The organism is Microterricola viridarii, from assembly GCF_001542775.1.
Lineage (GTDB): Bacteria > Actinomycetota > Actinomycetes > Actinomycetales > Microbacteriaceae > Microterricola > Microterricola viridarii_A.
Window position 1 is genome coordinate 2,620,262 of record NZ_CP014145.1, and the last position, 12,168, is coordinate 2,632,429.

11 protein-coding genes are annotated in these 12,168 nt (G+C 68.8%); 4 read left to right on the forward strand and 7 right to left on the reverse strand.

The genetic code is table 11. The features are described 5' to 3' along the window. Positions 1-95: 95 nt before the first annotated feature. Complete coding sequence (argG, locus tag AWU67_RS11990) at positions 96-1,526, reverse strand: argininosuccinate synthase (RefSeq protein ID WP_067229317.1); 1,431 nt, start codon at positions 1,524-1,526, stop codon at positions 96-98. 80 nt (positions 1,527-1,606) lie between these two features. Then, on the reverse strand, positions 1,607-2,119 hold the full coding sequence (locus AWU67_RS11995) for a MarR family winged helix-turn-helix transcriptional regulator (RefSeq protein WP_067229320.1): 513 nt from the start codon (positions 2,117-2,119) through the stop codon (positions 1,607-1,609). 39 nt (positions 2,120-2,158) lie between these two features. On the opposite strand from AWU67_RS11995, the gene AWU67_RS12000 reads away from it, so the two are divergent. Together AWU67_RS12000 and AWU67_RS12005 are read left to right on the forward strand one after the other, a co-directional pair. Next, the gene (locus AWU67_RS12000; protein ID WP_067229323.1) at positions 2,159-3,070 is read left to right on the forward strand and encodes an EamA family transporter; all 912 of its coding nucleotides are present in this window, start codon (positions 2,159-2,161) and stop codon (positions 3,068-3,070) included. Positions 3,071-3,170: 100 nt separating this feature from the next. Continuing rightward, a complete protein-coding gene (locus AWU67_RS12005; protein WP_067229326.1) occupies positions 3,171-5,042 on the forward strand; it encodes an alkyl/aryl-sulfatase in 1,872 nt (623 codons plus the stop codon). Positions 5,043-5,063: 21 nt separating this feature from the next. On the opposite strand, the gene AWU67_RS12010 is transcribed toward AWU67_RS12005, so the two are convergent. The 3 genes from AWU67_RS12010 to AWU67_RS12020 are packed head-to-tail and all read right to left on the reverse strand — an operon-like array spanning position 5,064 to position 8,451. Beyond that, positions 5,064-6,161 (reverse strand): DUF998 domain-containing protein, encoded by a 1,098-nt coding sequence (locus AWU67_RS12010; protein ID WP_067229328.1) that lies wholly within the window; start codon positions 6,159-6,161, stop codon positions 5,064-5,066. A gap of 38 nt (positions 6,162-6,199) precedes the next feature. Further along, the gene (locus tag AWU67_RS12015) at positions 6,200-6,751 is read right to left on the reverse strand and encodes a hypothetical protein (protein WP_129586706.1); all 552 of its coding nucleotides are present in this window, start codon (positions 6,749-6,751) and stop codon (positions 6,200-6,202) included. After that, positions 6,748-8,451 (reverse strand): MFS transporter, encoded by a 1,704-nt coding sequence (locus AWU67_RS12020; protein WP_082716956.1) that lies wholly within the window; start codon positions 8,449-8,451, stop codon positions 6,748-6,750. Before AWU67_RS12020 ends, AWU67_RS12015 begins: the two co-directional genes overlap by 4 nt. A gap of 203 nt (positions 8,452-8,654) precedes the next feature. On the opposite strand from AWU67_RS12020, the gene AWU67_RS12025 reads away from it, so the two are divergent. Further along, positions 8,655-9,035, forward strand: a complete 381-nt coding sequence (locus AWU67_RS12025) for a PLDc N-terminal domain-containing protein (RefSeq protein ID WP_199922288.1) — start codon at positions 8,655-8,657, stop codon at positions 9,033-9,035. Positions 9,036-9,038: 3 nt separating this feature from the next. Further along, complete coding sequence (locus AWU67_RS12030; protein WP_067229336.1) at positions 9,039-10,481, forward strand: DUF2252 domain-containing protein; 1,443 nt, start codon at positions 9,039-9,041, stop codon at positions 10,479-10,481. 31 nt (positions 10,482-10,512) lie between these two features. Here the strand turns inward: AWU67_RS12030 and AWU67_RS12035 are convergent, their stop codons facing one another. Both AWU67_RS12035 and AWU67_RS12040 read right to left on the reverse strand, forming a co-directional pair. Further along, positions 10,513-11,547 carry a sensor domain-containing diguanylate cyclase gene (locus AWU67_RS12035; protein WP_067229339.1) on the reverse strand — a complete coding sequence of 345 codons (1,035 nt, stop codon included), beginning with the start codon at positions 11,545-11,547 and terminating at the stop codon, positions 10,513-10,515. Positions 11,548-11,593: 46 nt separating this feature from the next. After that, positions 11,594-12,001, reverse strand: a complete 408-nt coding sequence (locus tag AWU67_RS12040) for a pyridoxamine 5'-phosphate oxidase family protein (RefSeq protein ID WP_067229342.1) — start codon at positions 11,999-12,001, stop codon at positions 11,594-11,596. Positions 12,002-12,168 lie beyond the last annotated feature (167 nt).

Sequence of the window (12,168 nt, forward strand, 5' to 3'; positions counted from 1 at the left end):
CCGGGCACCCAGCCGCGGCACACATGCGCGGGCGAAAACGCGTGAGGGGCCGGCTCCACTGGAACCGGCCCCTCACAGGCGTCATGCGACAGCGACTAGTCGGTGCCGGAGTCGAAGGCCGCGCCCTCTGAAGCGCGATCGAGCGCGTCGCTGGCGCCGTCGGTGCCGGTGGCACTGCCCAGGATCTCCTCGGCCGCACCGGACTCGAGCTCGCCGACGAGCTCGGCGGTTGCGCCGCCGATGATGCCGGCTGCCGCGTACTGCTCGAGGCGCGAGCGCGAGTCGGCGATGTCGAGGTTGCGCATGGTCAGCTGGCCGATGCGGTCGTCCGGGCCGAAGGCCGAGTCGCCGACGCGCTCCATCGAGAGCTTGTCCGGGTGGTAGCTGAGGTGCGGGCCCGTGGTGTCAAGGATCGTGTAGTCGTCGCCACGGCGGAGCTTGACGGTGACCTCACCGGTGACGGCGGAGCCGACCCACTTCTGAATGGACTCGCGCAGCATGAGCGACTGCGGGTCGAGCCAGCGTCCCTCATACATCAGGCGGCCGAGACGGCGGCCCTGCTCGTGGTAGTTGGCGACGGTGTCCTCGTTGTGGATCGCGTTCAGCAGGCGCTCGTAGGTGATGTGCAGCAGCGCCATGCCCGGGGCCTCGTAGATGCCGCGGCTCTTCGCCTCGATGATGCGGTTCTCGATCTGGTCGGACATGCCGAGGCCGTGGCGGCCACCGATCTTGTTGGCCTCGAGCACGAGCGCGACGGGGTCGGCGAACTCGACGCCGTTGATGGCGACCGGGCGGCCGGCTTCGAAGCGCACCGAGACGACCTCTGTGGCGACCTCGACGTCATCGCGCCAGCTGGCGACGCCCATGATCGGGGTGACGAGCTCGATGCCGCTGGAGAGCTCCTCGAGCAGCTTGGCCTCGTGGGTGGCGCCCCAGATGTTGGCGTCAGTGGAGTAGGCCTTCTCGGCCGAATCGCGGTACGGGTAACCGCGCGCGACGAGCCACTGGCTCATCTCGGTGCGGCCGCCGAGCTCCTCGACGAAGGAGCTGTCGAGCCAGGGCTTGTAGATGCGCAGGCGCGGGTTGGCGAGCAGGCCGTAGCGGTAGAACCGCTCGATGTCGTTGCCCTTGTAGGTGGAGCCGTCGCCCCAGATGTCAACGCCGTCCTCCTTCATGGCGCGCACCAGCATGGTGCCGGTGACGGCACGGCCGAGCGGCGTGGTGTTGAAGTAGGTCTTGCCGCCGGAGCGGATGTGGAACGCGCCACAGGCCAGGGCGACGAGGCCCTCCTCGACCAGGGCCGACTTGGCGTCGACGAGGCGGGCCAGCTCGGCGCCGTATTCGAGGGCACGGCCGGGAACGGCATCGATGTCGGGCTCGTCGGGCTGGCCGATGTCGGCGGTGTACGTGCAGGGCACCGCGCCCTTCTCGCGCATCCAGGCAACGGCCACAGAGGTATCGAGGCCGCCGGAGAAGGCAATGCCGACGCGTTCGCCGACAGGAAGAGAGCTGAGCACCTTAGACATGCCGTCAATCTTATTCCAGCCCGGCCGCGCGAAAGACCCGTCTGTCGGCGTGCAGCGGGCGGCCTGTGCGGATGCCGCGCTCAGCCGTTCTCGACGGCGCGCGACCAGCGCGCGAGCACGTCTTCGAGTGCGGCGATGTCCTCGGGGCTCAGCACGTCCAGCAGCCGGCGCTCGTTGGCCAGGTGTTCGGTCACGGCGCGGTCGATCACCTCGCGCCCGGCCTCGGTGAGCGCGACGACCCGCGCCCGGCCGTCGACCGCGCTCACCCGTCGGCTGACCAGGCCGCGCTCCTCCAGCCGGTCGATGCGTTTGCTCATCGCCCCGGTGGTGACCATGGTGTGATCGGCCAACTCCCCCGGCGCACGCTCGAAGGGCGCCCCGGCCCGGCGGAGCGCGGCGAGCACGTCGAACTCGCCCTCGCCGAGGCCGTGCCGCCGGTACACCGTGAGGATCTCCTCGGTGAGGTGGGCGCCGAGGCGGTGGATGCGGCCGATCACGCTCATCGGAGACGCGTCCAGCTCCGGCCGCTCCCTGCGCCACTCCTGCTGGATCTGCGCGACGCGGTCGGGCCGCTCCGGGGATTCTGGGTCCATCTCGCCATATTATCTTCCCCGGCAGCTATTATTGCTTCCATGGAAGATAAATGGCGCTTCGTCGTCCTCGCCGCGATCGCCCCGATCACCTGGGGAGCCAGCTACTACGTGACCCAGCATTTCCTGCCCGCCGACTCCCCGCTGTGGGGCGCCGCCTTCCGGGCGCTGCCGGCCGGGCTGGTGCTGCTCGCCCTCAGTCGCCGCCGGCCGCACGGCTCGTGGTGGTGGAAGTCGATCGTGCTCGGCACGCTGAACATGGGCGCATTCTTCGCCCTGGTCTACCTCGCCGCCCAACTGCTGCCGACCAGCATCGCCGCCATGATCATGGCCACAGCGCCGCTCGTGATGATGCTGCTGGCGTGGCCGCTGATCGCTGAGCGGCCGCAGCGGATGTCACTGATCGGTGCCGGGCTCGGCATCATCGGCGTCTGCACCATGCTGTTCACCGGCACGGTGGCCATCAACCCGGGCGGGGTGCTCGCCTCCCTCGCCGCCATGGCGCTCTCCTCCCTCGGTTTCGTGCTCACCAAGCGCTGGGGCGCCGGAGTCGACGTGCTCTCACTCACCTCCTGGCAGCTGATGGCCGGCGGCCTGAGCCTCGTGCCCGTCGCCCTGCTCGTGGAAGGGGCACCGCCCGCCCTGGACGGCCCGGCGCTGCTCGGCTTCGGCTACGTGTCGCTCATCGCCACCGCTCTGGCCTACGTCGTCTGGTTCTCCGGCCTCAAACACCTGGGCGCCGGCACTGTCGGCCTCATCGGCCTGCTCAATCCGGTGACTGGCGTGCTGCTCGGCCTGGCTCTGGCCGGAGAGGCGTTCAGCCTGCAGCAGATCCTTGGCGTGCTGATCACCCTCACCGGGATCGTCCTCGGGCAGCGCACCGGTTCGCGGGCGTCCACGACACCGGAAGCTACTCCCGGATTGCCACTTCTCCAGGAGCGCACTCCGTCCTAGACTGCGAGAGATCTGGCGGGGCTCCGGCTGCACCACCACTCGGGATCTCGCGTCGCCTCGTTCGGCGAGGCGGTCTATGACTCCGAGATGAGGGCACAACATGCAGCACCAGGCGGCCACCACAGCGATCCAGCAGGCGAACGAGCGCTTGAAGGGCAGCCTGCCGTTCGGGGACACGCGGGACTTCGCGGACGCCGACCGGGGATTCATCGCCGCGCTGGAGCCCGGCGTCATCCGCTCGGCCGATGGGCGCACCGTCTGGGACAACGACTCCTACGCGTTCCTGGCCGGCGAGGCGCCGCCGACCGTGAACCCCAGCCTGTGGCGGCAGTCACAGCTCACGGCGCGGCAGGGCCTGTACGAGGTGGTGCCCGGCATCTACCAGGTGCGCGGCCTCGACCTCTCGAACATGACGCTCGTCGAGAGCGACCGGGGCGTGATCGTGATCGACCCGCTGATCTCGACCGAGACCGCCGCCGCCGCTCTCGGGCTCTACCGCGCGCACCGCGGCGAGCGCCCGGTCACCGCCGTCATCTACACGCACAGTCACATCGACCATTTCGGCGGGGTGTTCGGCGTCATCTCTCAGGCCGACGTCGACGCCGGACGGGTCCAGGTGATCGCGCCGGAAGGGTTCGTCGGGCACGCCGTCGCCGAGAACGTGTACGCAGGTACGGCCATGGGCAGGCGGGCCGGCTACATGTACGGCGCGGTGCTGGAGCGTGGCCCGTTCGGCTCGGTGGGGGCCGGCCTCGGCCAGACAACGTCCAGCGGCGAGGTGGGCCTGATCGTTCCGACCCTCGAGGTGAGGGAGACAGGTGAGACCCACACCGTCGACGGGGTGCAGATCGAGTTCCAGATGGCGCCGGGCACCGAGGCGCCGACCGAGATGCACTTCTATTTCCCCGCCCACCGCGCGCTCTGCATGGCCGAGAACGCCACCCACACGCTGCACAACCTGCTCACCCTGCGCGGCGCGCTGGTGCGCGACCCCAACGTGTGGTCGCACTACCTGACCGAGGCCATCGATACCTTCGGCGGCCGCAGCGACGTCGCCTTCGCCTCGCACCACTGGCCGACCTGGGGCGCAGAGAACGTCGTAGAGTTCATGTCCACCCAGCGTGACCTGTATGCCTACCTGCACGACCAGACGCTGCGGCGGCTGAACCAGGGCGCAACGGGCGCAGAGATCGCCGAGGACTTCCCGCTGCCGCCGGCCCTCGAAGCGGCCTGGAACGCCCGCGGCTACTACGGCTCGGTCAGCCACAACGTCAAGGCGATCTACCAGCGTTACATGGGCTGGTTCGACGGCAACCCGGCGCGGCTCTGGCCGCACCCGCCCGAGGCACAGGCCACCCGCTACGTCGCGGCGATGGGCGGCATCGAGCGCGTGGTCGAGTTGGCGCGGGCGGCCTTCACCGAGGGCGACTACCGCTGGGCGGCGGCCCTGCTCGACCATGCGGTGTTCGCGGATGCCGGCAACGCCGACGCCCGCGAACTGTATGCAGACACCCTGGAGCAGCTGGGCTACGGCTCCGAGAACGGCACCTGGCGCAACTTCTTCCTTGCGGGCGCGTTCGAGCTGCGCGAGGGCAACTTCGGCACGCCGACGGCCACCGCCGCGCCGGCCGTCGTCGCCCAGCTCACCCCGGAGCAGATGTTCGACGCCCTCGCGATCTCGGTGGACGGGCCGAAGGCCTGGCACCTCGATCTGCGCCTCGACGTGACCCTCACCGACCTCGGCGTCTCGTACTCGCTGACGCTGCGCAACGGCGTTCTGGTCAGCCGCACGATCGAGCCGGATCCGGCCGCACCGGCGCTGCTCACCACCACGAAGCCGCGGATGATCGCGATGTTGGCCGGTGACCTCAGCTCGCCGGGCCTCGAGTTGAGCGGAGACGAGTCGGTGTTGCCGGCGCTGATGGGCGTGATGGATGCCGGCGACCCGGCGTTCAACATCGTCGTGCCGTAGGCAGGGCCGGCCGTCACACCGTCAGGCGACGCCCGTCGTCGTGGGGGCCGCGCGCGCCTCGTCGGCGGGAGGCGGCGCCTGCGTGCTCAGCCCCTGGTTGCGCATGAACACGATCAGCCAGGTGAAGACGAGCACGGCGAGCACGAGCTCGACGGCGGTCAGGTTGTAGTACCCGGTCACGAACAGCACCGCGAGCAGCACGATCACGCCGACGAAGACGTAGCCGACGATCAGAAACACGCGCGGCGTGGTCGGGATCAGAGTGCGCAGCCGCAGCACCAGGGTGACGAAGACGATGGCCATGCCGGTCGCCGAGAGGTTGTGCAGTTGCAGCGACTCGTCGACGGGAAAGATCCCGACGCAAGCCAGCAGGATGCCGATCAGCATGAGCGCCACCCGCACGAACAGGCGGTGCCGCCGCTCGTCGTCCGACCCGGCCGGCAGCGACGCCGTCGCGAAGTTCGCGATCGTCGTCACCAACGCGCCCGCGATGATCAGGGTCAGGTTGAACGCGCGCGCAGACAGGTCGTCCGTCATGCCGAGTGAACTGAGGTTCGCCTGCCACCAGTGCGGATCGGTGGCGCTCAACATGCTGGTCAGCATCCCAACCACCAGGAACAGCGCCAGCACCAGCGAGAGGCTGACCGGGGTCAGGTGCACGGCCGAGAGGAACACCACATACGCGGTCAGCGCGACGGCCACACCGGCCAGCAGCGCGGCAGAGAAGGGGAACACGACGGCGTCGACGAAACTCTGGGCGAGCACCGCGGCGACGCCGACCCAGCCGAGCAGCGCGATCATGGCGTAGGTCAGGGCGATGGCGGCGGTGTCGAACCAGCGCAGGCGCGGGGCACCATCGGCCGCGGCACGACGGGGGCGCACCAGCATCCGCGCCCACACCACCACGGCGAGCGCGACCAGCGCGGCGCAGACCGCAATCAGCTGGCCGAGTGAGCCGGGGCCGGCGATCGGCACCGCCCCCTCCCTGAACGCCACGACGGCGACGAGGGTGCCGAGCACGAAACCGGCCGCCCCCACCATGAGGGCGACGGACTCGAGGGATTCCCGGCTCTCAGCCGGGTGCCGGAGCACCCGCACGATCGATAGTGACTGGCTCATGTCGTCCTCCCGTTGTGCACTGTACCGGCGCCGCCCGGCTAATGAATGATGGCCTTCAACGCGATCATGGCCAGCCCGAACGCCGCGGTGCCCAACGTGCCGGCGATGCGGACGGGCCAGGAGCTGCCCCGCACGGTGAACGCGCTGAAGCCGAGCACGCCGAGCACGACGACGCCGAGCCAGAGCGCCGTCCACATCGCGACGGAGTCGTCGATCACACGCAGCGCACCGAGCAGCAGCACGAAGCAGGGCAGCAGCGCGGCGAACAGGAAGCCGAGGGAGCGGCGCACCGCGCGGTGGAACGCACCGGACAGGGTCGTCTCGTCGCCCTCCAACACGCCATGGCCGGCGACCGTGCCGGCGTAGACGTGCGCGGCCCAGAAGACGAGCACCGTGCCGATCACGGCGAGGAAGGTCTGCCAGCTCGTCGCGCCGTAACCTCCGGCGACGACGATCATGCCGCTGACGAGCACGATGCCGTACACCGATTCCTCGGTGATCAGCCCGGATCGCACCCGGACGAGCATCGTGGCCTTGGCCTCGCGTTCGGCAGCGGACCCTTCGTGGCCTGCGGGGGCTGCGTGGCTCATGATCCGCCTGGCCGGCTGCTGCGCCCCCTGCGGCGCCTGGGCACCGCCCTCTGGCTCTCTGGCTTCGCCTCCGGCTCACCGCTGCGTGTGCCGCCCGGCTTGCTGCCCGGCTTGCCCCCTGCCACCTCGTTCGGGATGCCGCGGGCGAACAGCATCGAGAATGCGGCGATCACGATGAGGGCGAAGAACGAGGTGCGCAGCGAGCTGATCTGTGACTCGCTGTAGATCGTGGTGAGCGTCTGGGCATCGGCAGGGCTGAGGCCGGCATTCTCGGCGATGCCCTCAACGCTGGATGCGGGCACGATGGCCACGCCGCCCTCCGTGAGTTGACTGACCGTGGCGCGCACGTCGCTCGGCAGCTCGCTGGCGGCCACCCCGGAGGCGAACGACGTCGCCAGTGCCCCGATCAGCACCGATCCGATCAGCGCGGTTCCGAGCGAGGATCCCAGGTTTTGGAACACGCCCTGCAGGCCACCGGCCTCACTCGACTCGGAGGAGCTGACGGCCGACATGTTCACGTTGCCCAGTTGCGAGGCCAACAGCCCGAGCCCCGCGCCGGCACAGAACATGCCGGTGGCGAAGATCCAGCTCTTGAGGTCGACGTCCAGCGAGCCGAGCAGCACGATCGCGCTGAGCACCAGAATCGCCTGCCCCCAACGCACGATGCGCCTCGGGGACCACCGGGCCGAGAGCCGGGTGCCGACGATCGAGAACAGGATCAACGCGATCGACAGCGGGAAGATCTTGATGCCCGTCTGCAGGGCGTCCAGCCCCAACGTCATCTGCAGGTACACCGGCACCATGAAGAAGAGCCCGGCGGTGATCGCATACTGCGCGCCGAGCACGCTGAGGCCGCTGCGCAGCTGCCTGATCCCGAACATCTCCACGTGCACGAGCGGCGGCAGCCCCTTCGCGACGAGCTCCCTCTGCCGACGCACGAAGAAGTAGAGCAGCACGGCGCCGGCGAGCATGAACCAGGCGGTGAGCGAGATGCCGAGCGGGGCGATCGCCACCCCGTTGACCTCGGGCGAATGCAGCGGCGTCACCCAGCCCCAGGTCTTGCTCTGCAGCATGCCGAACACCACCCCGACGAGGCCGAGTGCCGACAGCAGCACGCTGAGCACGTCGATGCGCACCTTCCGCGGCGGCGTCGAATCGGTCACCCGGCGGGAGAATAGAACGACGATGGCCATGATCACGACCTCGGCGACGAAGACGTAGCGCCAGCTGAAATAGGTTGTGACGAATCCACCGATCAACGGCCCGGCCGCGACGGCCGCGCCAGAGACGGCGCCGATTGTCGCGTAGGCGGTGATGCGGGCCGAGCCGGTGTAATTGTCGGCGATGAGGGCGGCGATGGCGGGGATCACGAGCACAGCACCCAGACCCTCGATAATCGACCAGCCGATGAAGAGCGTCTCGATGTTCGGGCTGAGTGCGGTGGTGAGCGAGCCGATCGCGTACACGATCGAGCCGATCACGAACGCGCGCCGACGCCCCCACACATCGCCGAGTTTCGCGCCGAGCAGCATAAACGCGGCCATCGTCAGCGTGTAGAAGGTGATGGCCGCCTGCATCGCGGTGACGGTCGTGTCCAGGTCGGCGACGACCGTGGAGATCGACACGTTCATCACCGTGCCGTCCAGCACCATGACGAACTGGGCGCTGCCGAGGATGAGAACGACGGTCCATTTCTTCATGCGTGCACCGATTCACTCGCGCGGCGCGGGCGGGTCCGGATGCCGCAAGCTCAGTATCGACCTCGGTGCGGTGGAGCGCAATGCTCCCGGCCTGGGCCGAATTTCTCATTCAAATAGGGGGAGGCACGGGGCGCCGGCGGCGGAGTACAGTCTCTGCCACTGGCGCAGCCGAGGGGGTGCGCCCCGAGAGAATGGCCACGGATATGAACGTGTGGGACGTTGTCGGATTCTTGTTCTGGACCTGGGTCTTCGTTTGCTATCTGGTGATCTTGTTCTGGGTGCTCAGCGATCTGTTCCGCGACCACCAGTTGAATGGCTGGTTCAAGGCGATCTGGATCATCTTCCTGATCTTCGTGCCGTTCATCACGGCCCTGGTCTACCTGATCGCGCGGGGTGGGTCGATGGGCGAGCGCTCCGGCAGGGCGCGCTACGGCGACGGCGTCGTGCCGGAGGACTACTCGAAGCCGGCACCGTCGAACACTCCGGCATCCGACATCGCTCAGGCGAAGGCGTTGATGGATGCGGGCACCATCACGCCGGGCGAGTTCGACGCGCTCAAGGCCAAGGCCATGGGAGGGTACTGAGCCATGTCTGACACCGCCGGAACCAGGCACGCGGGCGGCGAGCTCTCCCCGGCCTTCGCACTGCGGGAGGAGGCCGGGCGGGAGGCGCGGCGCCGCACGCCCCGGTCCGCGCACGCCGTGTGGGCACCGGCAGCTGACCGCCCCGATCCCGTCACGCTGCTCGAGGAGCAGGCGGTCAACCGCGCCCCCGAACTAGTGCCCATCCGCTACGGGCGCATGGCGGTCTCCCCGTTCACCTTCTACCGTGGGGCCGCGCTGATCATGGCCTCCGATCTGGCCGACTCGCCGACATCCGGCATCACCGTGCAGCTCTGCGGCGATGCGCACCTGTCGAACTTCGGTGTCTTCGGAACCCCGGAGCGCACACTCACCTTCGACATCAACGACTTCGACGAGACCCTGCCCGGCCCGTGGGAATGGGATCTCAAGCGGCTGGCGGCCAGCTTCGAGGTCGCCGGGCAGCACCGCGGTTTCAGCGACGCCGAGCGCCGGGACAGCGTGCTGTCGCTGGCCAAGGCGTATCGGGAGCGGATGCGCACGGCCGCGCACTCACCGGTGTTGGCGTCTTGGTACAACCGGATCAGCGCCGATGACGCCCTGAACTGGCTGAAGCACGAGGAGGAGGAGAACCGGGCGGGCAAGCGGCAGGTGAAACGAACCACCGCGGTGCTCACCAAGGCGCTCTCCCGCGACAGCCTGAGCGCGTTCACGAAACTCGTCGGCGTCGTCGACGGCGAGCTGCGCATCCTCGCGGTGCCCCCTCTGATCGTTCCCATCGACGACCTCGCGCCTGCTGGCCGCACGCGCGAGGCGGAGGTGGAGCAAATGCGCCAGGTCATCGCCGAGTACCAGTCAACGCTCACCCAGCAGAACCACCCACTGCACGAGTTCGAGTACCTGCACATGGCCCGCAAGGTCGTCGGCGTCGGCAGCGTCGGCACGCGGGCGTGGATCCTGTTGCTGCGCGGGCGCGACGACAAAGACCCGCTGCTGCTTCAGGCGAAGGAGGCGCAGGAATCGGTGCTTGAGCGCTTCCTACCGGCCAGCGAGTACGCGCACCACGGGGAGCGCGTCGTGCGCGGCCAGCGCATGATGCAGGCCGCGAGCGACATCTTCCTCGGCTGGCAGCGGGTGCAGGGCTTCGACGGCGAGCAGCGCGACTTCTACGTGCGCCAGTTGCACGATTGGAAGGGCTCGGCGGACGTCGAGAACATGGACGCGACCGGCGCGGTGTTGTACGCCCACCTCTGTGGGGAGACCCTGGCCAGGGCGCACGCGCGCACAGGCGACCGCGTCGCGATCGCCGCCTACCTCGGCTCCAGCGACGTGTTCGACCATGCGCTCGCCGACTTCGCCGCCGCGTACGCCCAGCAGAACGAGCGTGATTTCGCCGCGTTCGAGCACGCCGTGGAATCGGGCAGGCTGCACGCCGTCAGCGGCCTCTAACCCCGAAGCGGGGCACGGATCGTGGCACCGTTCAGGGCGCCGCGACGACCATGCGCGTTGACCGCCTCGAGCGCTTGACGACATACATCGCCTCGTCTGCCAGCCGGAGGGCAGCCTCGGCGGTCGTGCTGAGCGGGTCGACGACGACGACCCCGACGCTGGCCCCCGCGTAGTCGACGGGGCCGACACCGAGGTCGATGCGCCCCGTCGTGCAGTCGGCCAGCCGGGCGCGCACGGCCTCGGCGGCCTCTGCCGCGCCCCGTGTGTCACCGAACGCCGGCCCTGCCCCGATCACGACGAACTCATCGCCGCCGAGCCGGGCCAGCAGGTCGCCCTGCCGCAGCACAGAGCCGAGCCGATGCGCGATGGTGAAGAGGAACTCGTCTCCCACCTCGTGGCCGTGGGCGTCGTTGACCGCCTTGAAGCCATCGAGGTCGATGAATGCGACGATCACACCCCGCCCGTCGCGGACGCCGCGGGCCAGCATGCGGCGCAGCTCGTCGAGCAGCAGCCGCCGGTTCGGCAGGCCGGTGAGGGCGTCCGTTGATGCGTGCGAGGCGAGTTCGCTGTTCGCCTGCTGCAGGCTCTGGAACAACAGTTCCCGCTCCACCTGTTGCCCGATCATCTTGGCGAACAGCTGCAACACCATCTGTGACTGCGGCTGGAGCGGCAGCGAGGTGGAACTCGCCGCGCAGAGCGTGCCGTAGAGCCCACCGGTCTCGGTCGCGATCGGCATGCTCACGTAGGTCTGGATGTTGAGCGCGGCCGCGGCCTCGGAATCTGACCAACGCTCCGGCACATCTGAGGTGTAGAAGTTGTTCTCGTCGAGTGCGCGCTTGCACAGCGTGTCTGCCCACGGAACCGTGAGCCCCTCCGGGATCTGCAGTGCGCTGACGTTACGAGAGAACAGGATGCTCTGCATTCCCTTGTCGAGGTCGACCGTGGTCAGGTACGTCGACTCCAGACCGGTGACCGCTTCGAGCATCTCCAGCATCGGGCGAGCCAGCTCTTCAAGCGTCTTCGCAGCGGTCACTGTGAGGGAGAGCTGGTCAAGCACGGGGTCCATGAACCCATTCTGGCCACGATTGCGCGGCCAGACCAACAGCGCGCCGTCAGGCCGCCGATTCCTCCTGCGGCTCGAAGAGGTCGGCCGATCCCATCGTCTTGTCGACGGCGATCTCCACCACGACCCGGATCGGGTTCACCCGCGGCTGCCGGTAGCGCCCGGCGTACAGCTCGACCGCGTGTGCGACGGCATCCGCGTCACGATTGATCGTGGCCGGGCCAGAGAACGAGATCCATCGGCCCTCGTGAACCTGGGCGACCGTCGCCGTGCCACCGCGCTCCACGTTGCGCACCTTCTGCGTGGCATCCGACGTGATGATGCGCACAACGCCGCCCTCCACCGTGAAGCCGACGGGCACCGAGTGGACGCCGCCGCGCCGGTCCAGTGTCGACAGGATGCCCATGTGCCGCTCGCCCACGAAGTGCAGTGCGATCTCATTCAGCTGTGTCGTCATACACCCATTCTCACCCAGCTCGCGGCGCAGCCCGGCACCTCCGGCGACCCTTGCCGGAGGCCCGGAGCAGTTGTAGCCTGTCCGACACCAGCCCGCCGGTTCATCCCCCGAGACTGCTACCCGAAACGGTCGCCATGTCTGCTGCCCTCTACGCACTTGGCCGATGG